Origin of the sequence: Mesorhizobium sp. M0500, from assembly GCF_040321165.1 — a bacterium.
Classification (GTDB): Bacteria; Pseudomonadota; Alphaproteobacteria; order Rhizobiales; family Rhizobiaceae; genus Mesorhizobium.
Window position 1 is genome coordinate 98,922 of sequence record NZ_JAMYRB010000003.1, and the last position, 22,017, is coordinate 120,938.

Annotated in this window: 24 protein-coding genes; 11 read left to right on the plus strand and 13 right to left on the minus strand. The window is 61.5% G+C overall.

Features of this window, described 5'->3' with window-relative positions; genetic code table 11:
- Positions 1–239: 239 nt before the first annotated feature.
- Entirely contained in the window at positions 240–1,382 is a 1,143-nt protein-coding gene (locus NKI70_RS07530) for an MFS transporter (protein ID WP_245274795.1), read from the plus strand.
- A gap of 811 nt (positions 1,383–2,193) precedes the next feature.
- Complete coding sequence (locus tag NKI70_RS07535) at positions 2,194–2,385, plus strand: DUF6494 family protein (protein ID WP_023679340.1); 192 nt, start codon at positions 2,194–2,196, stop codon at positions 2,383–2,385.
- 420 nt (positions 2,386–2,805) lie between these two features.
- On the opposite strand, the gene NKI70_RS07540 is transcribed toward NKI70_RS07535, so the two are convergent.
- The 5 genes from NKI70_RS07540 to NKI70_RS07560 all read right to left on the minus strand — a co-directional run bounded on the left by NKI70_RS07540 (position 2,806) and on the right by NKI70_RS07560 (position 7,171).
- Positions 2,806–3,441 (minus strand): hypothetical protein, encoded by a 636-nt coding sequence (locus NKI70_RS07540; protein ID WP_352724447.1) that lies wholly within the window; start codon positions 3,439–3,441, stop codon positions 2,806–2,808.
- A gap of 21 nt (positions 3,442–3,462) precedes the next feature.
- Complete coding sequence (locus tag NKI70_RS07545) at positions 3,463–3,702, minus strand: hypothetical protein (RefSeq protein ID WP_352698709.1); 240 nt, start codon at positions 3,700–3,702, stop codon at positions 3,463–3,465.
- 199 nt (positions 3,703–3,901) lie between these two features.
- A complete protein-coding gene (locus tag NKI70_RS07550) occupies positions 3,902–4,957 on the minus strand; it encodes a hypothetical protein (RefSeq protein ID WP_031213483.1) in 1,056 nt (351 codons plus the stop codon).
- A 552-nt stretch (positions 4,958–5,509) separates the two neighbouring features.
- Entirely contained in the window at positions 5,510–6,334 is an 825-nt protein-coding gene (locus NKI70_RS07555; protein ID WP_023677853.1) for a L,D-transpeptidase, read from the minus strand.
- Between the two features lie 174 nt (positions 6,335–6,508).
- The gene (locus NKI70_RS07560) at positions 6,509–7,171 is read right to left on the minus strand and encodes a haloacid dehalogenase type II (protein ID WP_023677852.1); all 663 of its coding nucleotides are present in this window, start codon (positions 7,169–7,171) and stop codon (positions 6,509–6,511) included.
- Between the two features lie 151 nt (positions 7,172–7,322).
- Between NKI70_RS07560 and NKI70_RS07565 the strand changes: the two genes are divergently transcribed.
- The 4 genes from NKI70_RS07565 (at position 7,323) to NKI70_RS07580 (ending at position 10,484) form a co-directional block, all read left to right on the plus strand.
- Positions 7,323–8,201, plus strand: a complete 879-nt coding sequence (locus NKI70_RS07565) for a branched-chain amino acid aminotransferase (protein WP_352470990.1) — start codon at positions 7,323–7,325, stop codon at positions 8,199–8,201.
- Between the two features lie 107 nt (positions 8,202–8,308).
- On the plus strand, positions 8,309–8,905 hold the full coding sequence (locus tag NKI70_RS07570) for a superoxide dismutase (RefSeq protein ID WP_023677850.1): 597 nt from the start codon (positions 8,309–8,311) through the stop codon (positions 8,903–8,905).
- Positions 8,906–9,080: 175 nt separating this feature from the next.
- Positions 9,081–9,524 (plus strand): c-type cytochrome, encoded by a 444-nt coding sequence (locus tag NKI70_RS07575; RefSeq protein WP_352566539.1) that lies wholly within the window; start codon positions 9,081–9,083, stop codon positions 9,522–9,524.
- A gap of 9 nt (positions 9,525–9,533) precedes the next feature.
- Positions 9,534–10,484 carry a cytochrome c gene (locus NKI70_RS07580; protein WP_352569879.1) on the plus strand — a complete coding sequence of 317 codons (951 nt, stop codon included), beginning with the start codon at positions 9,534–9,536 and terminating at the stop codon, positions 10,482–10,484.
- A gap of 11 nt (positions 10,485–10,495) precedes the next feature.
- Here NKI70_RS07580 and NKI70_RS07585 read toward each other — a convergent pair whose 3' ends face one another.
- The 3 genes from NKI70_RS07585 to NKI70_RS07595 all read right to left on the minus strand — a co-directional run bounded on the left by NKI70_RS07585 (position 10,496) and on the right by NKI70_RS07595 (position 13,840).
- The gene (locus NKI70_RS07585) at positions 10,496–10,879 is read right to left on the minus strand and encodes an SET domain-containing protein (RefSeq protein WP_023677847.1); all 384 of its coding nucleotides are present in this window, start codon (positions 10,877–10,879) and stop codon (positions 10,496–10,498) included.
- A gap of 145 nt (positions 10,880–11,024) precedes the next feature.
- Complete coding sequence (locus NKI70_RS07590; RefSeq protein ID WP_023677846.1) at positions 11,025–11,651, minus strand: LysE family translocator; 627 nt, start codon at positions 11,649–11,651, stop codon at positions 11,025–11,027.
- A 77-nt stretch (positions 11,652–11,728) separates the two neighbouring features.
- Entirely contained in the window at positions 11,729–13,840 is a 2,112-nt protein-coding gene (locus NKI70_RS07595) for a S9 family peptidase (RefSeq protein ID WP_352724448.1), read from the minus strand.
- Between the two features lie 674 nt (positions 13,841–14,514).
- On the opposite strand from NKI70_RS07595, the gene NKI70_RS07600 reads away from it, so the two are divergent.
- On the plus strand, positions 14,515–14,940 hold the full coding sequence (locus NKI70_RS07600; protein ID WP_023677844.1) for a Ros/MucR family transcriptional regulator: 426 nt from the start codon (positions 14,515–14,517) through the stop codon (positions 14,938–14,940).
- 114 nt (positions 14,941–15,054) lie between these two features.
- Here NKI70_RS07600 and NKI70_RS07605 read toward each other — a convergent pair whose 3' ends face one another.
- Together NKI70_RS07605 and NKI70_RS07610 are read right to left on the minus strand one after the other, a co-directional pair.
- Complete coding sequence (locus NKI70_RS07605) at positions 15,055–15,483, minus strand: SufE family protein (RefSeq protein ID WP_023677843.1); 429 nt, start codon at positions 15,481–15,483, stop codon at positions 15,055–15,057.
- 112 nt (positions 15,484–15,595) lie between these two features.
- Positions 15,596–15,964 (minus strand): DUF5330 domain-containing protein, encoded by a 369-nt coding sequence (locus NKI70_RS07610; RefSeq protein WP_023677842.1) that lies wholly within the window; start codon positions 15,962–15,964, stop codon positions 15,596–15,598.
- A gap of 519 nt (positions 15,965–16,483) precedes the next feature.
- On the opposite strand from NKI70_RS07610, the gene NKI70_RS07615 reads away from it, so the two are divergent.
- The 3 genes from NKI70_RS07615 (at position 16,484) to NKI70_RS07625 (ending at position 19,413) form a co-directional block, all read left to right on the plus strand.
- Positions 16,484–18,229: an ATP-binding protein gene (locus NKI70_RS07615; protein ID WP_352566204.1), complete on the plus strand. Its 1,746-nt coding sequence runs from the start codon at positions 16,484–16,486 to the stop codon at positions 18,227–18,229.
- On the plus strand, positions 18,204–18,971 hold the full coding sequence (locus tag NKI70_RS07620) for a peptidoglycan-binding domain-containing protein (protein ID WP_352566132.1): 768 nt from the start codon (positions 18,204–18,206) through the stop codon (positions 18,969–18,971). The genes NKI70_RS07615 and NKI70_RS07620 overlap by 26 nt, the downstream gene beginning before the upstream one ends.
- Positions 18,972–19,065: 94 nt before the next feature.
- Positions 19,066–19,413 carry a DUF1491 family protein gene (locus tag NKI70_RS07625; RefSeq protein WP_352454316.1) on the plus strand — a complete coding sequence of 116 codons (348 nt, stop codon included), beginning with the start codon at positions 19,066–19,068 and terminating at the stop codon, positions 19,411–19,413.
- A 10-nt stretch (positions 19,414–19,423) separates the two neighbouring features.
- On the opposite strand, the gene NKI70_RS07630 is transcribed toward NKI70_RS07625, so the two are convergent.
- The gene (locus NKI70_RS07630) at positions 19,424–20,434 is read right to left on the minus strand and encodes a DUF2336 domain-containing protein (protein ID WP_352569878.1); all 1,011 of its coding nucleotides are present in this window, start codon (positions 20,432–20,434) and stop codon (positions 19,424–19,426) included.
- Positions 20,435–20,621: 187 nt separating this feature from the next.
- On the opposite strand from NKI70_RS07630, the gene NKI70_RS07635 reads away from it, so the two are divergent.
- Positions 20,622–20,807 carry a hypothetical protein gene (locus tag NKI70_RS07635; protein ID WP_023677835.1) on the plus strand — a complete coding sequence of 62 codons (186 nt, stop codon included), beginning with the start codon at positions 20,622–20,624 and terminating at the stop codon, positions 20,805–20,807.
- A 14-nt stretch (positions 20,808–20,821) separates the two neighbouring features.
- On the opposite strand, the gene NKI70_RS07640 is transcribed toward NKI70_RS07635, so the two are convergent.
- Complete coding sequence (locus NKI70_RS07640) at positions 20,822–21,370, minus strand: DUF1254 domain-containing protein (RefSeq protein WP_352698706.1); 549 nt, start codon at positions 21,368–21,370, stop codon at positions 20,822–20,824.
- Entirely contained in the window at positions 21,363–21,947 is a 585-nt protein-coding gene (locus NKI70_RS07645) for a DUF1214 domain-containing protein (protein WP_352569876.1), read from the minus strand. The genes NKI70_RS07640 and NKI70_RS07645 overlap by 8 nt, the downstream gene beginning before the upstream one ends.
- Positions 21,948–22,017 lie beyond the last annotated feature (70 nt).

A 22,017-nucleotide genomic window follows, 5' to 3' on the forward strand; every position in this document is an offset into this window, starting at 1 on the left:
GTCTTCGGTCGTTGCAAGCCTTGACACGATATGAATCAGCATTGTTGGGCGGCAGCCTGAGGATTGAAACCGATATTCGCCTCGCTGGAATGTCTAACGCGACTCCGTCATGATCTTCCGGCCCTGTCGAGCGACGCTGCCAAAGCCGGTGACGCCAACGCAGGTGATGAGGGCAGGCTAGATCAGTGCAGCAGATCCGCCCGGCGACTTTTCTTTTTGCGGCCCGAGCCTTGCGCGACATGGGCGACGGCTTTGTGGCCGTTCTGTTGCCGGTCTATCTCCTCGCATTAGGCTTCGCGCCTCTGCAGGTCGGCATCATAGCAACCGGATCGCTGCTCGGTTCAGCGCTCTTAACCATCGCCGTCGGACTCCTTGGTGCCCGACACGATCACCGCCAACTCCTGTTTGCCGCCGCCAGTCTGATGGTCGCCACGGGTGTGGCCTTTGCTGTGGTCCACGACTACGCGCTGCTTTTGGTGATCGCCTTCGCAGGCACCATCAACCCGTCGGCCGGCAGCGTCAGCGTATTCGTGCCCTTAGAGCATGCCGTGCTCACACGCGAAGTCACCGACGCCGCGCGGACCAAGATGTTCGCGCGCTACAGCCTTGTGGGTGCGCTCGCAGCCGCGGTTGGCGCGCTCGCTTCGGTGACACCTGATCTTCTGGCTCCAGCCGGCCTCGATCAACTCACCGGCATCAAGGCGATGTTCGTGCTCTATGCGTTGCTGGGCCTGCTCGGCGGTCTCCTTTACGCGCAGATCCCGCAGCGCCGTCCAACGTCGGACTCCGGCAGCACGTCCGCGCTTGGCCCCTCGCGGAATATCGTTTTCAAGCTTGCGGCCCTTTTTAGCCTTGATGCCTTTGCCGGCGGCTTCCTCGTCCAGTCGCTGCTTGCCCTGTGGCTTTTCGAAAAATTCGACCTGTCGCTTTCGGAAGCGGGCTTTTTCTTCTTCTGGTCCGGCGTCCTTTCGGCGTTCTCATTCCCCGTTGCCGCCTGGCTGTCGCGGCACATCGGACTCATCAACACGATGGTGTTCACACACATTCCGTCCAGCATCGCCCTGATCCTGGCGGCCCTTGCGCCGACGCTCCCTCTGGCGCTCGCCCTGCTGCTGATCCGTGCCGCGCTTTCGCAGATGGACGTCCCGACGCGCTCATCTTACGTCATGGCGGTCGTCACGGAGGCGGAGCGGGCAGCCGCCGCGAGCTTCACATCGGTCCCGCGCAGCCTGGCTGCCGCAGCCAGTCCCGCCCTGGCGGGCGCTCTGTTCGCTGCCTCGTTCCGGGCTTGGCCCCTCCTCATCTGCGGTGCACTGAAGATCGCTTACGATCTGCTGCTGCTGATGCAGTTTCGGCACCTCAAGCCGCCGGAGGAACGCTGATATTTGGGTGCTTGACGGGGAGGGGTCAATCGCGAAGGCAAATGTTGGAAAGATCGTCGATCACTTCGGCTCTGACTCCGGACTTGTCGAATGCCTGATGTGACCCGACATCCTCGACGCGATGCCTGCAGACCATCACCCGCAGCGCAGCAGACAACGAAAGTCTCCGCTGGGCTCTGCCGATCAGGCAGGCCGTGCTTTGTAAAAGCGGCACCAACCATCGGGGCTGATTTCACCCGCGACAATCTAGGATGCATTCGGCTTCAGGAAATGGGTGCACCCGGCGCAGCGGCGACCTTTGTTTGGAACATCCTAATAAAGCGCCACAGGCTTTGGGGTTGTTTCGGCGCCGCGCGCCGCAGGCTGACCTGTCATGCAGGAAGCAAGCCCACCTGCACCGGCAAATCGCCGCGCCGGTCGTCGACGCCTTAAGAAATTTCCGGCGAGACAGCGCTTGGCCTGGCTTACGTTGTGCCGACCCGCAATTTATCTCACCACGATCTTCTTTAATGGTCTTTCCTCCCAATCGAACCCAAAGAAGCGCCGAGTGCTGATCAGATCGATTTGAGGTACTCGATCAGATCACTCTTTTCCTGATCGGTCAGATCAAGGCCGAGATGGCCGTCATAGTGCTCCTTCTGCGCAAGACGTCGATCGGTTCCACTCCTCCTGCCAGGGGTCGATCAAGTTTAAGGACCCGACGTCTCCTCCCGGCTCGAGGTCTATTTCAATAAAACCGTACGTCACCGTCCTGCTTCCTTGATCCCTTGCCTTCCCTTACAATCCCTTCCGGACACAGAGGAGTTCCGCCATGAGCGAAGACGCCGTCAACATGTCGATCCGCAAGTTCCTGAAGGAAGTCGGCGTCACCTCACAGCGCAAGATCGAGGAGACGGTGCGCGAAGGGCAAATCGGCGGCAAGAAGCTGAAGGTCCGCATGACGCTGACGGCGGAAGGCACCGGCCTCAACCACGTGGTGGACGGCGAGATCGAACTTCCATAAGCCGGGCGAAGCGACCTAGCGAAACGTCCAACGCGGCCGAAAGCCGTCGAGACGGATCAGCGGTTGGAATGGCGTCTGGCCGGGTCGATGTAGTACCGCTCACCCCACGCTCTTGCGACTCTGAGGGAACGCGAAAGACCGACCCAACCAAGCCGTTTGACCCGCGCTGGCAGCTGCTGAGTAGGCGAAGTCAGCATCGCCTCGATCGCGCCACGAACGGTCATTGGTCAGCTACTAACGGAATGTCTCGATCCCATTACTTGCCGTTCGATAGCGCGGACGGACATAACAGTCACGTGGCCTCATTGCGATCATGAGGCGTGCACCCTACCATTTGCCTGGCGGCCTTTAGGGGTCATCACCGTCGGGGGAGGCGTCTGCGCTGCCACCTTCTAAAACGTCGTCGCTTGCGACGCGGTTCTACTTACCGGCGTTGCTCAAGCTGAACAGATCGACGCGATCACGAGAGGGTAGCTCCGGCTGGTCCGCAACGACGAAAGCAGTCTTGTTCCAGCTAACGTCGAATTGGTCGAGCTTACTCACTAGCTTCCTGCGCTCTGCGGCGGAATGCAGCGCTTTGAGTGCCTGCGTTTCATCGGTGCTGATCCCGAGCAACCTTCCACCCGTGGCAGTAAGGTAGGCCAGCAACCAGCCAATAACGAAAGAAGCCGCTCGAATTATTGGCGTTGTGTCCAACAGCAGCGGAACAGAGAAGATCGAGCCCAAGACCACACCAATGCCGATTCTGACGGCTCTGTTGCGGCGAAGGGTCCCCTCGACATCAGTGCAAAGGGCCTCAATCGCATAACGGTCCTCACGGTGCTTGGCCTCCAGCTTTGCGCCCAAGATTGTTGCTTCTTGCTCCCTCTCCTTCTGTATCGTCTCAATTCGTTCATTGACCTTGTTTAACCGTTTTTTCCCTTCGGCTTTTGCCTTGTTGACCGCTTCCAGCCCTTTCTGACGTTCCTCTTCGAGGTGCGGATGCAGCATCTCCTGCCACAAAAGCGGGAGGTTTTCCTCGGTCACGACGTTGGACACACCTAGCGTTTTATCCATGAGGGCCTGCGCGCTGCGATCCTACGAAATCAGCAAATCGAGCTGGCGGCTCTTGTCGTCATCCCCCAGCGCATCAGTGAGCCGATTCACGGCCGCTACCACTCCCGGACGGATCGCGAGCACATGTTCGCAGCTTGCCAGCAGCATTCGTTTTGGAATGTTGAGATCACCGGCCCCCATGCCTGTGCGGAGCCAGATGGCGGTCGCAAGTACGCGGCGATGAACGACGGGCGGCACCGTTTCGTCAGGCAGTCCGCTCATTTGGACACACGCTCGGCGGACAATTTGGGCAAGAAGACCGTTCCGAGTCAGGCCGACCGCGTGCGACTTGAATATGTCTCGGCTAGTTCTGCCCCGCCGCTGTCTGACAATGAAGGCAGTGATGTCGGTGTCGTGTTCACGCGCCAACGGATTCTCGGCGTAACTGAGCCTGCCGTAAAGGTCCTGCCAGTTGTCCTTGTTAAAGAACTGGTGCTCGGATGGCCTGCTCCCGGGTTCGATACGTAGCCTTCACACCCACTGCGTCCAACAGGGGAGCAGGGTTGCGCGACACCTCGTTCACATACTCCCGCAAGACCTCACGCCTCAATAGGGCATGCGCAGTCGGGCCTGTAGGGCGCGGATTCTTCAAGACGGCTTGCAGGTTATTCTTTATCTCGTCGAGGCTCTGCCCGAAAATTCGAACCGAGGCCCCGATCCTGATGAGTTCGGCCACGACAGGGGCAGTGTTCTCGCGCGCCAACTTCCCGGAGACACCGAGAAGTTCCATCGCAACTGGCGCATCCAGATAGACAACGAGGTCGGTCTTATCGACCGAGGTCACCGGCTTCACAAAGTCCTGAACGACCTCGGTCAGAAGCCCGATAGCTGCAATCCGGGCAAGTACCTCAGCACTGCCTTGGTTCTCCTCGATTGCATGTTTGACGAAGCGCGCGCACAGGAATTTCTCTTCGTCTCGGAGGGAGGTCGTATTGGGGATTTCTACTACCTGCCGCAGCTTTCCTGACGCATCCGGTTTGACGCCCGCTTTGAACTCGATGCTCTTCTCGCTGAACGCTTCGACGTAAAGGAGCCATTCGACAAGGATGTCCTCGAACTCTTCGACGTCTCGGGGGATTGTAGTGAGTGGCGAAAGCGCTTCGGAGAACTCCTTAAACTGAGTGGCGATGCGGCGTAGCTCAGCCTCAACGGTCTGAGTGGATGCATCCGGCTCGCCGTTGTCAGCCATCTGAATCGTATACGTGGTATCCTTGGCACCTGCGATGTCAGCAACAATCCAGCCGTGACGCTCTAAGTAAGGGACAAATGTCTCGACCAGATCGGAGTTGAAGTTCCACTTGTACATATCGCGAATTGCTGCGGCGATGACATCTGGGTCGAGTTTGCTGCCATTGTGACGGCGCAAGATCGGATCGAAGAACGGCAGCAACCCTTCCAGCACGTTTCCGCTGTCATTTCCGAGTGCAGACAACGCCCCGTAAATGCGAACCGCCGACCGAGTAAGTTGCGTTGCCATGACCCGTATTGAACCGTTGCCTACGGTTGCAGACTAAGGGTCAACGTGGTCGCAGGCTACTGCTTATTGTGCATGTCAAGATGATCATGGTCGGTAATTGTTATGGTCAACGTCGCGGATAGACGCGAACAGCTTCCACCTCTCTTAGCCAAATCAATCCGAAGCGATCCGGCGCCCTAGTGGACGCTCCGCTTCCGAGCCGAGGCGTCGCAGTATGGTCACATCGGGGAAGGTCCGCTTCCGCTCATCGCAAACAGCCTCGAACCGTCGGGCTGAATGACCGCAAACAATAATCCATAGCCGACGATCGCGATCACTGGCCTTGGAATGTCTGGCAAGGGTCAGGAGCGCTGGTTGCGCTCAACGTCGGGTTTCGGGAAGGAGAAACGGCCCAGGACGGACAGCAATGGGTAGGGAACGCTGGTTGCGTTGAATGTCGGCTATCGGGGGGCTCGGCATAAGCATCGGACCTAAAAGCGGGCACGGGCAAGCCGACGCTCGGCAAAGCCAGCAGGAGCCGTGAGCAATCCCGCCTCCGCGCTTTCGACCAGCTCAAAAGATCGAGTTTGTGATCGATTTTATCGGGCCGAGCAGGATCGATCCTTCCGGCACGCCAGCGTCGATCGGGATGGCTTTGCGGTTTGCTGTCGCCACCATCGGCTGACCGATGTCGGCCGTCACCACGACCGGGGTCTTGTTCGGCACACGATCATAGAGATCGATGATGTCCTGGTTCATCAGGCGCACACAGCCCGACGACACCGACTTGCCGATCGACCGCCATTCCGGCGAACCGTGCAAGCGGTAGAGCGTGTCCTGGTTGCCCTGGAAGAGATAAAGCGCCCGCGCGCCAAGCGGGTTCTTGAGCCCACCGGGCATGCCGCCATTGTCGGCGCTGTACGGCTTCAACTCCGGCTGCCGGGCGATCATGTCGTCCGGCGGCGTCCATTTCGGCCATTTCTGCTTCCATTGGACCACCGCATCGCCCGACCATTCGAAGCCGGCGCGGCCGAGGCCGACACCGTAGCGGATCGCCTGGCCGCCCGGGCGCACCAGGTAGAGGAAGTGATTGGTGGTGTCGACGACGATGGTGCCCGGCTGCTGCCCGGTCGGATCGTCAACGATCTGGCGCAGGAACTGCGGGTCGATCTTGTCGGCCGGTATGGCCGGCAGCTCGAAGCCGCCATCCGACATCGGCCCATACATCGTCACATAGTCGCCGAGCGCCGGCTCGACATAGGTCGGCGGCGGTGGCTCGACCGGTTGTTGCGACAGCGTGGTGCAACTGGAGACCGCGACCGAGGCGGCGCCAAGGGCTGCTGCGTTGAGAAAACCGCGACGGCTCAGGCGAAAAGAGGACGATGGGGGTGTGAACATGATTGCCTTTTTTAAGTCTCAAATCGCAACAAAGCATAAATGCGTCCTGTTGCGCGCGGTTGCCCGAGCAATGCCCGGCGCGATAGGCGGTTCCAATTCTGGCCGCAGGGTGGACAAACAAAGGCAAAGCTGTGACCGGATCGTCACTGTTGCGCCGACGCAACATTTCCGGTGTCACCCCCCGGCGACCAGACCTTCAAGGGACGGCAGGATCAGGGCCGGTGGAAAATCCCGGTATTCCTCAGGCTGATTGGCGCGGTTGATCCACACTGTCCTGAAGCCGAATTTGGTGGCGCCGGCGACGTCCCAGCGGTTGGATGACTGGAAAGAGACAGCGCCCGGATAGAGGCGCCAGCCCGTGGTGACCATGTCGTAGACCGACGGATCGGTCTTGAAGCGCCTGACGCTGTCGACGGAAAAGACGTCGTCCAGGACCTGGTCGAGCGCGGCGGACTTGACGGCCGCTTGCAGCATCTCAGGCGAACCGTTGGACAGGATCGCCAGCCTTGCCCCCGATGCCTTGAGCGCCTTGAGCACGGCCGGTACCTCCGGATAGCAGTCCAGCCGCCAATAGGCCTCGAGCAGCTTCGCCCTCAGCCCGGCATCGGCGGATGGAACCTTGCGCAGGGCGAAGTCGAGGGCCTGCTCGGTGAGCTGCCAGAAATCGGCATAGGCCCCCATCAGCGTCCTGACCCAGGAATATTCCAGCTGCTTGGCGCGCCAGATATCGGACAGCAACTGGCCGTCCGGCCCGATCTGGTCGGCGTGACGGCGCACGGCCGCATGCACGTCGAACAGCGTGCCATAGGCGTCGAAAACGTAAGCCGCGAACTGCATTCGACAGTTTTGAGGCCGCATAAGGCAAGGCGCAAGCGCTGATTGCAGTCCGCCAGCCCGCTGGCCTCAACAAATCTCAGCCATGCCGGTTGACGGCGGCCGCCAAAGCATCTTCCAATGCGCCGCAACAAGCATCGAACGGAACCTGGCAATGACATTGGCGACAGCGGCGCAATCCGCGACATGGACCTTCGTCGACGGCGACTGGTACGAGGGCAATGTTGCCATTCTAGGGCCGCGCAGCCACGCCATGTGGCTCGGCACCAGCGTGTTCGACGGCGCTCGCTGGTTCGAGGGCGTCGCTCCCGATCTCGATCGCCATGCAGCGCGGGTAAATGCCTCGGCGATCGCGCTCGGTCTGAAACCGACGATGAGCACCGACAGGATCGTCGGCCTGACCTGGGACGGGCTGAAGAAGTTCGACGGCAAGACGGCGGTCTATATCAGGCCGATGTATTGGGCCGAGCATGGCGGCTATATGGGCGTGCCGGCCGACCCGGCCTCGACGCGTTTCTGCCTTTGCCTCTACGAATCGCCGATGATCTCGCCGGCGGGGTTTTCGGTGACGGTGTCGCCGTTCCGGCGCCCGACCATCGAGACCATGCCGACCAACGCCAAGGCCGGCTGCCTTTATCCCAACAACGGCCGTGCCATCCTCGAAGCCAAGATGCGCGGCTTCGACAATGCGCTCGTGCTCGACATGCTGGGCAATGTCGCCGAGACCGGCACCTCGAATATTTTCCTGGTCAAGGACGGCCATGTCCTGACGCCGGCGCCGAACGGCACCTTCCTGTCCGGCATTACCCGCGCGCGCACCATGGCCCTGCTAGGCGAATACGGTTTCACGACGACGGAAAAGACGCTGTCGATCCGCGATTTCCTGGAGGCGGACGAAATCTTCTCGACCGGAAACCACTCGAAAGTCGTGCCGGTCACCCGTATCGAGGATCGCAATCTGCAGCCGGGACCGGTGGCCAAGAAGGCGCGCGAACTCTATTGGGAATGGGCGCATTCGACTTCGCCCGGCTGACCCGCTAAAAAGCGGCCGGCGCTTCGTTTCCGGAGTTGTTCCAGACCAATCCAGTCCTATGTTAGTCCGGTATCGACACCGGATTTTTCCACGAGGGAGTACGACCGATGGCTTTTGAATTGCCCGCCTTGCCCTATGATTACGAGGCTTTGCAGCCTTACATGTCCAAGGAAACGCTGGAATATCACCACGACAAGCACCACAAGGCCTATGTCGATAACGGCAACAAGCTGGCCGCCGAGGCGGGCATGGGCGATTTGTCGGTCGAAGAGGCCGTCAAACAGTCCTTCGGCAAGAATGCGGGCCTCTTCAACAATGCCGCCCAGCACTACAATCACATCCATTTCTGGAAATGGATGAAGAAGGGCGGCGGTGGCAACAAGCTGCCGGGCGCATTGCAAAAGGCGGTCGACAGCGATCTTGGTGGCTACGACAAGTTCAAGGCCGACTTCATCGCCGCCGGCACCACCCAGTTCGGTTCGGGCTGGGCCTGGGTCTCGGTCAAGGACGGCAAGCTGGCGATCTCGAAGACGCCGAATGGCGAGAACCCGCTCGTCCATGGCGCGACGCCGATCCTCGGCGTCGATGTCTGGGAACATTCCTATTACATCGATTATCGCAACGCCCGGCCGAAATATCTCGAAGCCTTCGTCGACAGTCTCATCAACTGGGACTATGTGCTCGAACTCTACGAAAAGGCCTGATCCGTTCCAGAAAGCCCCGGCAGAACCGGGGCTTTTCTTTTTCTGCATCAGAACGACAGCTGCAAAAATTTCACGCAAGCGTGAGGCGAAGCGTCGGAATTTTTAAGCCATCCTTGCCGTTTGTCATCGGGGTGGGACCGCATTCTGAATTTGCCTTCAACATGGAGCCAAGTGAATGAGAAAGCTTATCCTCGCCATCTCGATGCTCGCCTTCGCCGGTTCGGCGGCATTTGCCGACCCGGTAGCCGACCGGCAGGCCCTGATGAAGGAACGTGGCAAGATCGCCGCCGGATTGTCGAAAGTGGTCAAGGGCGAGACGCCCTACGACGCCGCTTCGGTGCTGACGGCGTTGCAGGCACTGCAGGTCAATGCCGAGAAATTCCATGCCGGCGTCGACACGCTTTTCCCGGCGGGCAGCGACACCAGCGACACGACGGCGTCCCCAAAAATCTGGCAGGACATGGCCGGCTTCAAGACGGCTGAAGGCAAGTACCTCGCCGACGTCAAGGCGGCGGTCGCCGCAGCACCTGCGGATGCCGACGCGTTGAAGGCGCAGTTCAACACCATTGGCGGCGGCTGCGGCAACTGTCATCAAAACTACAGGGTGAAAAAAGGCTGATAGCGGGCAATGCGCTTGCTGAAGAAACTTGTCGGCGCCGCCCTCGTTCTGGGCGGCGCGGCCGCGATTGCCGGCTGGTTCCTGTCGGCTCCGGTCAGGCTCGATGCCGCAACGCTGGCTGAGCTTGGTCCTGGCGACGCCGCCAGGGGCAAGCGCATCTTCTACGCCGGCGGCTGCACATCCTGTCATGCCAAGCCTGGCTCGCAAGGCGACGCCCGTCTTCAGCTGGCGGGCGGCCTTGAACTCAAGACGCCATTCGGCACCTTCGTGCCGCCGAACATATCGCAGGATACCAGGGACGGCATCGGCGCCTGGTCGGTCGAGGACTTTGCCAACGCCATGCTGAAGGGCGTGTCGCCGTCGGGCGAGCATCTCTATCCGGCATTTCCCTATGCTTCCTACGCGCGCATGAAGCCGGCCGACATTGCCGATCTCTATGCATTCCTGAAGACGTTACCCGCGGTCGCCGGCAAGGCGCCCGCCAATTCGCTGGCATTTCCCTTCAACGTCCGACGCGGTCTTGGCTTGTGGAAGCTGCTCTATTTGAGTGACCAGCCGGTCGTTTCCTTTCCCGACGGCACACCGGATCCGGTGTTGACAGGCCGCTATCTGGTCGAAGGCCCCGGCCATTGCGGCGAATGCCACACGCCGCGGGATCTTGCCGGCGGCACCAGGAAGAGCCAATGGCTGGCAGGTGCGGCCGCCGCCGAAGGCAGCGGCATCGTGCCGAACATCACGTCGGGCGAGGGCGGCATCGCGGACTGGTCCGAGGCCGACATCGCCAACTATCTCGAAACCGGCTTCACGCCGGATTTCGATACGGTCGGCGGCGCAATGGTCGACGTGCAGCGGAACATGGCCGTGCTGACCCCGGAGGACCGCGCGGCGATCGCCGCCTACCTGAAAGCCGTGCCGCCGCACCCCAACGGCTATCCGGCGCGCAAGAAGCCGTCGAGCTGACGGCCGTTGCGTCAGCGGTCGCCGAGAAAGTCGAAGCCGGTTTCGAAGAAGTGATTGTAGTCGCAGGTCATTTCCTCGCCGGGCCCAATGTCGCGCAAGGCATAGGTCTCCTCCGGCTGCGAGACGTCGCAATTCGGGTCGTCGGCATGGTTCATGTAGCGCGCATCGTCGGCTTCGAAGACGATGTAATTCGGGTCGCGCCGGTCCGGATAGGCGTAGCGGTCGAGATAGGTTCTGACCGGCCCGGTTTCCCGCTCGTAGGCCGCTACCTCGATGCGCCGGTCGTATTTCGGGTCGAGCTTCCAGACCAGCGTGCCGCGGGCAATGTGGTTCTTGGCAAAGACGCCGATGCCCTGGATGGGCGATTTGTCGAGATAGACATCGACGAGCAACATGGCAGATCCCTGGGTGATTGTGTGTTGGCGCGGCTGTGAAAAGGCCGCGCACTGGGTAGCGCGCGGCCTTTGCAATTGCGAGCGGAAAATCAGCTGTGCCTGCCCATTATCCGAAGCCTCGTACGGCTCGTCGCCTGTCGAGACCCTAGCGCTGTTGCAGCGCCAGCCGGATGCCTAAGGCGCAATAGATACCGCCGACAGCCTTGCCTTGCCATCTCAGCACCGTCGGGTTTCGGCGCAGGAATGCACCGAGGCCGCCCGCACCCACGGCGAAAACCACCGTGCTGACGAGGCCCAACAGAACAAAGATGATGCCCAATATCGCCAGTTGAAGCATCACCGATCCGTTTTCAGGCCGCACGAACTGCGGAAGAAATGCGAGGAAGAAAAGCGCGGTCTTGGGATTGAGAACCTCGGTCAAAACAGCCTGCCGAAATGCTTTGGCAGCGGGGATCGCAAGTGCGCCGGCGGCCGGATAGGCCGGCGTTTTCTCGATGATCGCGCGAATGCCGAGATAAATGAGGTAGGCTGCGCCGATGTACTTCACGATGTTGAAAAGCGCCGCCGACGTGGCAATTATCGCCGAAATGCCGACGATCGCCATGAAGGTGTGAACCACGTCGCCGGCCGCGATCCCGGCGCCGGTCGCAATGCCCACCCTGGTTCCGGAACTGGTTGCCCGCGCCACCGTCAGAAGAGTGGCGGGACCCGGGATGAAGACAAAGCCAAGCACAACCGCGACATAAGCTATCAACGTGGCGAGATCGATCATTGGTGGGCTCCGCAACTCTCACCGCCAATGAAGCCACGTCGCGGAACGGAAGGCAATGACCGCTCATCCGCCGATGCTCACGCCGCAAGCTCGGCCTTGCCCGTCACCTTGAGCGCGAAGGCGTAGGTGAAGGCGATTTCCTCCAGTCTTGAAAACCGGCCGGAGGCGCCGGCATGGCCTGAATCCAGGTTGATCTTGAACAGCACCGGATTCCCACCTGTCTTGCGGTCGCGCAGCCGCGCCACCCATTTGGCCGGCTCCCAATAAGGGACGCGCGGGTCGGTCAGGCCGGCCAGCGCCAGGATCGGCGGATAGTCGAGTGCGGCGACATTGTCGTAGGGCGAGTAGGCGGCGATGGTCCGGTAATCCTCCGCCGACGCGATCGGATTGCCCCATTCCGGCCATTCCGGCGGCGTCAGCGGCAAGCTGGCGTCGAGCATGGTGGTGAGCACGTCGACGAAGGGAACCTCGGCGACGATGCCGCCGAAGCATTGCGGCGCCATGTTGGCGACCGCGCCCATCAGCATGCCGCCGGCCGAACCGCCTTGCGCAACGATGCGGTCATGCTGCGTATAGCGTTCGGCGACAAGGTGGTGGGCGGCAGCGACAAAATCGGTGAACGTGTTCATCTTGTTCGCCCGCTTGCCGTCGTCGTACCAGCCATAGCCCTTGTCCTTGCCGCCGCGAACATGGGCTATCGCGTAGACAAAGCCGCGGTCGACCAGCGAAAACAGATTGGTGTTGAACGCGGCGGGTACGGCTATGCCGTAAGATCCGTAGCCGTAAAGCAGGCAAGGGGCGGACCCGTCGAGCGGTGTGTCGCGGTGATGGAGGAGCGAGATCGGCACCAGTTCGCCGTCGGCGGCAGGCGCCATCAGCCGGCGCGTGACGTAGTGCTCCGGGTCGTGGCCGGACGGCACTTCCTGGGTCTTGAGCAGCACCCGCTCGCGGGTGCGCATGTTGTAATCGAAGACCTGCGCCGGGGTCGTCATCGACGAATAGGAAAAGCGCATGATCTCGGTGTCGTATTCGTAGGAGCCGGACAGGCCGAGCGAGAAGGCTTCCTCGTCGAAGGAGATCAGGTGCTCCTCGCCGCTCTTGCGGTCGCGCACGACGATGCGCGGCAGGCCTTCCTTGCGCTCGAGCCGGACCATGTGGTCCTTGAAGCCGATCATCGAAAGGATCAGCCGGCCCGCTTCGTGCGGCACCAGTTCCTGCCAGTTGGCGCGCACCGGATCATGGGCCGGCGCCGTCATGATCTTGAAGTCCTTGGCGCCGTCGGCATTGGTGAGGATGAAGAAGATGTCGCCGCCTTCCTCGAGTTCGTACTGCAGGCCCGTCTGGCGCGCCGCAACCAGCTTCGGCTCTGCGAACGGATCGTCGGCGCTCATGATGCGGTATTCCGAGGTCTCATGGTCGTTGATGCCGATCATGATCCACTCGTTGGAGCGCGTGCCGCCGACATCCATGAAGAAGCCGGGATCGGTCTCCTCGTAGATCAGCCGGTCGTTTTCAGGACCGTCGCCAAGCGCATGGAACAGCACTTTGGAAGGACGGTGGTTGGGGTCGAGGCGGGTGTAGAAAAAACCGTCATTGCCGGCATCCCACACACCGCCGCCGCCGGTGTCCGGGACCCTGTCCGCCAGATCGTTGCCGCCGGCCAGATCGCGGACGCGCAGCGTGTAGAATTCGGAACCCTTGTCGTCGAAGGCCCAGAGCAGCTTGCTGTGGTCGTCCGAATGATCGACGCCGCCCAGGCGGAAATAGGGCTTGCCCTCGGCCTCGGCATCGCCGTCGAGCAATATCTGCTTGTCGCCGCCGTCACGCGCCGTGCGGAAATAACGCGGCTGCTGGCCGCCAAGCTTGAAGGAGGAGCCGTAGGCGTAAGGTCCGTCCTTCATCGGCACGGAAGAATCGTCTTCCTTGATGCGTCCCTTCATTTCCGCGAAAAGCTGCTTCTGCAGTTGGACCGTATCGGCCATCAGCGCCGCCTGGTAAGCATTCTCGGCTTCGAGGTGGGCGCGGATTTGGCCGTCGAGCAGGGACGGATCCCTGAACATCTCTTGCCAATTGGCGGCCCTCAGCCAGCCATAATCGTCCGTCCGCGTTATGCCGTGATGCGTGTCGAAGATCGGCCGCTTCTCCGGCTGCGGCGGCGTGGCGGTCGGAAACACTGGGGTTCTGGTCATTGCGTCTCGCTGTGGAAGCTACTTGAATGGCGAATGAACACGCCGAGCAGCGCGGGTTCAAGGGCTATGATCTATTGTCGTGGTGGCTCGAGAGGACGGGCTGGAGGAGCGGATAACGAATATTTCTTCTCGGACTGCCGCGGTTCTCGCCGTCGCTGCGATGACCCTGCCAGTGCCGGTCAATCTCATGCAACTGCCTTCGCGGCTTGGCAAGTGGCCGATATGGCTGGGTCTACGGAAATACATTACCCCATTTCAATGACACAGCGCACCGCTCCGGCGACGGCTCGCGAGCAACAGTAACGCTTCGCAACCTATGATTTTACTGAATCCGCCGATCATCCAGGCTGTAATGCCGCCGGCAGGGTCAAGCATCGAACTCTATTTACCTGCTGCCGTTTGTGTAATGGCTGCTTGCCGCGGCGTCAGTCGATGCTGGTCTGACCAGAAAAAACGGCAAAGTTACGCTTTGCACGAAAGAGTGAAGCTGAATATGGAAGATTTGACTTGTATCGCTGAATAGACCGAAAGAAGCGAATTGACTTACTTGGCGGCCCGGCCCATTAAGATGCCGCGACGCGAATCGCGGAGGCTTTTTCCTGCACAAGTTCGCGCGATGCCCAACTATCGAAACGGGCGCAAACAGAAACAATTCTCGTTGGGGCCTGAACGCCATGGATATTACCGAAACACCTTCCAGAAACAGTGACGCGCTGATCGAGCTCACCGCCGACGTGGTGGCTGCCTATGTCAGCAACAATCCCGTACCGGTCGGCGAACTGCCGAACCTTATCGCCGATGTCCATGCCGCTCTCGGGCGTGTCGGCGGGGCCGCCGAGCAGCCGCCTGCCGACAAGCAGAAGCCGGCGGTAAATCCGAAGCGGTCGGTGCATGACGACTACATCATCTGTCTCGAAGACGGCAAGAAGTTCAAGTCGCTCAAGCGTCACTTGATGACCCACTATGATCTGACGCCCGACCAGTATCGTGAAAAGTGGAACCTGGACCCGAGCTATCCGATGGTTGCGCCCAATTACGCGGCCGCCCGTTCGCAGCTCGCCAAGAAGATGGGTCTCGGCCGCAAGCGCAAGGGACGCTGACAAGCGGCTCTTCCGGTTTGATACTCAAACGGCGCCTACAGGCGCCGTTTTCGCATTGTGGGGAGACCAAGCTCAGGCCGCCAGTTCTTCATGCCGCCGGCAATTGCCGTCCGGTCAGGCGGTCTGCTTCAGCGCTGCCTCGGCGTCACGCTTGATGCGCTTGACCATCGAGCGAAGACCATTGGCGCGCTGCGGCGACAGGTGCTCGTCAAGTCCGAGTGCCTTCAATGTGGCCTCTGCGTCGGTCCTCTGGATTTCGCTGGCCGGCCGTCCCGAAAACAGCGCCAGCATGATGGCGACCAGGCCGCGCACGATATGCGCGTCGGAATCGCCCTTGAAGGTGATAACGGGGTCGACACCCCCGCCTTGCTCGGTGGTCAGCCAGACCTGGCTGACGCAGCCGGGCACCTTGTTGGCTTGTATGCGTTGCTCGTCGGGAAACGGCGGCAGCGCTTCACCCAGTTCAATCACATAGCGATAGCGGTCTTCCCACTCGTCGAGCAGGGAAAAGTCGTCGCGGATGGTCTGGATCGTCGTCGTCATTCCCCCGGATATAGTCATCCGGCGCTGCCACGTCACGGAAAAAGAGGAGAAACGCCGCAGGTGCCGAGAGCGAGAGCCTTGCGGTTTAGCGATGAATTCGGCCGAAACAGTCTCAGTTCTTCGCCGGCAAGTGCACTTTCGCCGGCAAATCGACTTTCGCCGGCAACACGATTTCCTCGGACACGCTGCCGGTGGTCGTCACCGTATCGGGTTCAGCGGCCTTGTCGTCCAGCATGGCGGCCGCGATCTTGGCGGTCTCCCTGGCCCGGGCGGTGATGGTGTGCATTGCCGATTTGCCGGTCTCGCACACGTCCGGCTTGCGCTCGCAGATGCCGGCGATATCGCCGACGGCTTCGCGCGCCGCAAACAGCGCCTGGAGCGGCCCGACGCTTTCGCGGCCCGCATCATCGGCGCCGACACCCAGCGGCAGCGCCAGAAGCACCAGCGAAAACCAGAAAGCAGCTCTTATCAGAAAGCCCATCTGTCTGTCCTTTATGACGTCATGCATCCGAACCGCACGACCCTTGTACCGCGATACTGACACAGACGCGCAAAGGACGGCTTGTCCCGAAAGCAACAGTTTTCCTTAAATTTTAGGTAGATTCGAAACGAAGCGTTTTGAAGTTCATTTGCCTCGAACGGCTCAGATTTTATTTAGCAAATGATAACCATCCAACCTATTGTTTTTCATTATCATTTTCTTAATCGGCGACAGTTTGATGCCATCGGTCGTAGGTGCAGGCGCGGGCGGTGTGGATAACGCTCCGTTTACTATGGCGGCAATTGCCCCGGTTTTTCCGCGCCGGTATCCCGATATTTGCAGCCTGCCGGGGGACCATCGGCCCAGCCTTATCCATTCCTTAAACGCTGGATGCGAGTTTCGGAATCGACAAAAGCCGCCTGCAAAGCAGGGCCGTTCACGACCGGGTGCGTTGAGTTGAGTGCGATCAAGGCCAGATACGCCGAGTTGCCGGGCGCGATAGCCGCCGGTTGCGAACGGATGGTTCATCCGTCCGTGCTCGGCCAGAGCGATCGTCGCCGCCACAGTCGGTTCATTGGCGCCATGCTGGCGGCTCCTTTCTTCAGCGCGGGTGCAGCGGTGACGCTGGTCACGTCGGGCATGGGCGCGGCCGTGACCGTGGCTGCCATCTTTGCGGCGTTCGGCCTTTGCTGGTTCGCCGCCCTGCTGGTGGCTGCATCGGGCAAGATGACCCTGGCCGGCCAACTCGCCTTGGTCGTCGGCAGCGTTGCCCTCGGTGCCCTTATCGCTGCCGCCGGCGGTGTGGCCTCGCCGGTTGCCTTGCTCGCGGTAGCGGTGCCGTTTGAAGCGTGGTGGATCGGCCAGTCGCGCCGTGCCGTGATCTGGGGCGCCATATCGGCCTTTGTCGCAGTCTTGCTGCAGCCTTTAGCCGGTTCCGTCTTGCCGCTCGACCAGACCGAAATCGCCGCATGGCACTGGCTGGTACCACTGGCCTGGGCACTCACGCTCATTCCGCGTATCGCTCCGCTTCGCGGCGCCGCCAGCGCACAGTTCGATCCGGCCGGCAGCCACCGGCTCGAAGACCTCATCGACGCCGTCGTGCTGCGAATCGCGGCGCATGGCGAGGTTCTGGACGTCTCGGCTAAGGCACGCACTATGCTGCGGCTGCCACCGGAGCTGCTTTTCGGCACCGGACTTTTCGATCGCATCCATCTGTCCGACCGCGTCCCGTATCTCAGTGCGCTGGCCGATATGCGCGATGGCGCCCTGTCGCGCCGGCTCGACCTTCGCGTACGGCTGCCGCAGAGCAGTGGCGTGACGGCCGACAATTACCGGCCGTTCTCGCTCGAGATGATGCGCGCGCCGGGGCAGGAGACTGTCTTTACGCTTCTTCTGCGCGAGAACGACGAACTGGCCGGACTGCGCCAGGAGCTTGCCGCCGCCAATGAGGCGGCTGCCTCCGCCGAGGTGGCGAAAGGACGCTTCCTTGCCGTCGTCAGCCATGAGTTGCGCACCCCGCTCAATGCCATCATCGGCTTTTCCGACATGTTGCTGCACGAGATGTTCGGCAGCTTCAAGGATCCGCGCCAGAAGGAATATGTCGGGCTGGTCAGGGATTCGGGCCAGCACCTGCTCGCCGTCGTCACCTCGATACTCGACGTATCGCGGATCGAATCGGGCGCCTACGCGACCGAACCGGAACCGTTCCGCTTCCGCGAAGCGGTCGAGATGTGCCAATCGATGATGCGCCTGCAAGCCGAGGCAAAGGCCATCGATCTGCAGGCCCAGATCGCGCCGGACGCAGGCGAAATAAATGCCGACCGTCGCGCCGTGCAGCAGATCCTGATCAATCTCGTCTCTAACGCGATCAAGTTCACGCCCGAAGGCGGCAATGTCGTCATCGGCGCCAAGCGCATCGGCTCGCGGCTGCATTTCTGGGTCCGGGATACTGGCATCGGCATCGCCGAGGAAGATTTCGCCAATCTCGGCAAGCCGTTCATGCAGATCCAGAACGACTATACCCGCCGTTTCGAAGGCACAGGCCTCGGGCTCTCGCTGGTGAAGGGGCTGGTGGCGCTGCACGAGGGCACCATGTCGATCGAAAGCATGCCGGGCGAGGGCACTACGGTGACGATCAGCCTTCCCGTGAGCGGCCCGACGGGCCGCTCGGCGGAGAAGGCCGGCGTGGTGCCGATGTCCGCGGCCAAAGCCAGAGCGGACGGTGGCAAGGGGGAGAGCAATGGGTCGCTCCGCAAAACAGCCTAAGGCGGTCAAACGCCGCGGCAATGCCTTCGAGCACGGAGCTATGGCTCTGGGCAGCCTGATCTCGCGCAATCCTGTTGTGGTCGGCGGCTCCACCGCATTCCTGGTGACGCTGTTCTACGTCTCGGCGAACGCGCTTTGGTACCAGCCATTTCCGCATGCCGGCGCGTTTTTCGCCACCAGGAGTATCGAGCGCTTTCCCCGGGCGGACAGCGACGAGCCCGAAACCACCATCAATATCGTGCGTCCGGCCGCTGCGCCGATCAAGAGCGACCCGGTCGTCGAACAGGTCCAGGGCATTTTGAAGGATCTCGATTTCTATTCCGGCACCGTGGACGGGATTCCCGGACCGAATACGCGCAAGGCCATCCAGGCCTATCAGCAGAAGGTCGGATTGAATGCCTCCGGCGAGATCGACAGCGTCCTGCTGGATCAACTGGGTGCCACGCCGACGACCGCAGCCGTGGTTCCGCATCCCGTGCCGCGGCCGGTCGAAACGGTCGCTGTTCCAGCCGCCATTCCAGCGTCCGCACCGGCAAATGCGGTGGCGCCGGATCCCCGCATCGTCAAGATCCAGGCCGGACTGAAAGCGTTCGGCAATGACGACATTCAATTGGATGGCGTCGTAGGCGCGCGCACCAAGGCCGCGATCAAGGAATTCCAGGCGCTGTTCGGCTTGCCGGAGACCGGCGAGCCAGACGAGATCGTCTACGTCAAGATGCGCGAGATCGGCCTGACCAACTAAGGGTCGTGACGGCCGCTCGCCGGTCGCTCGGCAAAGACCGGTTACGGTTTTCCGGCCAATGCTGTAAGGACCGCCGCATGTCCAGGAATTCTCCATGCGGGTAACCACCGATCTGTGGGTGTCGGCGCTGTTGCGCCGGGTTTTCAGCGCCGGCGGCTTTGCCGCCGTGGTCAAGCGCGGCGCGACGGAAGCCGGCGCGGTTTTCGTGCTGGCGCGGGGCAGGCTGGGGGAGATAGCGCTGTTCGGGCCGGCGCCGCAGACGAGTTACGATTCAGCCAGGCCGGACGACCGTTTTTTCAGCCTGCTTGGCGAAGGCGACGATGCCGCCATCTTCGACGCGCGGCTGGAGCGCGAGAAGAGATTCGATCCGGATATCTGGGTGGTCGAGATCGAGGCGGGCGCCATTCCCGTCGAGGAGCTTATCTCGGTCAAGGCGTCGTAACGGCAAGCCTTCAGATGCGACGCGCCTTTGGGGTGGCGGCTATATCGGCGCTGTTCGGCTTGCGCAGGTCGGCATTTGCGGCGACGCGCCCAGGCTTGCGAACAATTTTCGATACGGTGTCGGCCTTCCAGCCGCGGAGCCTGTCCAACGCCGCGTCGCGGTGCAGCAGGCGGTAGCGGTCGAGGAAGATGCGGATCGCCTGCGGGTGCGGAAACTCGGTCGGATAGATGGCCGCCGTGATCAGGAACGCCTTGTCTTCACTAAGGTCGAGCGCGCGCAAGGCGGCCAGCAGCGGTGTGTAATTGTGGCTCGCGGTGAGCGTCCGCGCCGTTGAAAAATCGACTTCGAGCGCATCGGCGAGCGCTGTCTGGAAGAATGCCGCATTGCCGGTCAGCGCGGTCTCGCGCAGCTTGACATAGGTTTGTGGCTCGACGAACGGACTGATGGCGGCGCCGCTCTCGGCGCGCATCATGGATCGCAGCCTGCGGCGTACAGTTTCAGCGGCATCGGAAGCCTCTTGCCTGTTGACCTCGCCCGCAACCACTTCGGCGTTTTCGGACGCGGCTTTGGCGGTTGTTTCCGGCTGCTGCTGCGACCGCACCAGCGTCGGCCTTTCGAGCACTTTGATGAGATCCGCGATCGTTTGATTGAGATCCTTGCGGCGGGCAATGGCACGGGCATGCGGCAGGCCGTGACGCCCGATCAGCGCGATCAGGTCGACGTCGCTGAGGGCGCGCGAGCGGATCAGCAGCGGAGCGGCGATGTCGACCCGCTCCTGGCAAAGCCGCCGCACCAGCGCGGCAGGTGCATATTCGCATTCGGAAAGGGCTGCCGCGACGTAGCGGCGCGATTCGACCGAGACATTCTCGAAAAGCGGCAGCGTCAGGTCTTCGAGCTGCGCGATTTCCCGGCGCGAAGGGCGGGTGAGCGAGCAGAACGCCGATACCGCGGCGCGAAACAGCCTTTCGGCCTTTCCCGATTCAGCTCCTGCTGCGATTTGCCTGAAATCCGAAGCTGACACGAAGGATACGCCCGACACTCGACACGATCTGGACAGCGCTCTGCCGGGCTGTACCGGTTTCGCGTTTCCCAAGAACAAAGATCAATTTAGCGGCGATCCGTTAGCGCTCCGTTAACCTACTACCTTCTTAATCGACTATGGAGGCGTTGCGTTGTGCTCCGGGGCAACCGAGAGGAATACGCGAACCATGGGCATGGTACTGTCTTTCGTGCCGCGAACGGCGGCAACCAATCGAGCACAACAAGCCGCGCCGGCGGCAGTGATCATCTTTCCCGGGGTGCGCTACGAGCAGCGGCCGCTGACGGGCGAAACGCGGCCGGCCGGCCCCGACAAGCCGGGACCTTCGGGAACATTGCCGGTACCGCATCACTGAGCATCGGAACCGGCTTAAAAATCCTGCAGTTCGCAGGAACTCTGTTCGAGAAACCGCGAGACGATCGGCTTCCAGCTGTCGTCGGGCACGAACGAACGGACGACGAATACGCCTTCCTCTATCGGCGCCTCGACGAAGATGGCCCCTTGCAGTTCCTCGGGAAGATCCTTGCGGACCTCGATCATCTGGGCCGGCGTCAGCACAACGGTGTCGAGCACGCCTGCGGTCGCGCTGTGGTCGTTGAACGAGTAGATGTTGTGGCCGCCGCGGTCGTAGACCGATATCGACCAGAACGGCACCTTTCCCGGTGCCTTGACCCGCATCATCCCCTCGGCAAGATCGAAGCGGCATGCCGCCGCATAAAACAGCGGATCGACCGATTTCACCACCGGCGCGCCGCCGGCTTCCGCGTCGAGCCTGGTCATCTTGTAGAGATCCGAAGCCATGGCCAATCGCGACCAGGCGTCGCGTTCGGAAAACTCGGGGACGAGCAGCAGCACGATGATGTGCACGATGCCGGCGCCGAGCAGGCCGAGCAGCACGGCATGCAGCAGGCTACGCATTGCAGCCGACCTTCTGGATCTGCGGCAGCGTGACGTCCGAGAGACCGGTGCTGCTGGCGATCGGCGTGTCGTAGAACGTAAGCACCAAGTACATCTTGCCGGCGCCGCTGGTCAGCAGCCAGTTGCCGGGCACAGGGCGGCTGCCGACGGAAATGACCACCGAATTGTCGGCCTGGCGCAGCACTTGATAGGACTGCAGCGCAGCCGGCCTCGGCTTGCCGGTCTCGACCACGCCAAGCGACTGGTCGGCGGCATAAAGCGTCCAGAACCGGGCGGTGGGAAAGCCGCCCGCAATCTTGTAGGCACATTGCCGCTTGAGCTGTTCGCCGCCGGAATCGCGCTCGGCGATGAAGGACAGTCCTTCCGCCTGTCCGAGCGCCAGCACGCCTTCGCGAGCCACGCGGGCCTTCGAATAGGGATCTGCCGTCGGCGTGCCGATATCGGGGAAGGCGGTCCATTGGCCGATCCTGATGGCGCCGACGCCATCCTGCAGCTTCAGTGCATACCAGACGCTGCCGCCACCGCCGACGACGGCTATGGCAAGCGAAAGCAGTGTCAGGAAGGCGTTCTTGAGCATGAGGAGGCAGGGAACCGAAGGCCGGGACTGAAAGATTGCCGCTCGGGGATATCGCGGCGCAGGGCCTTGT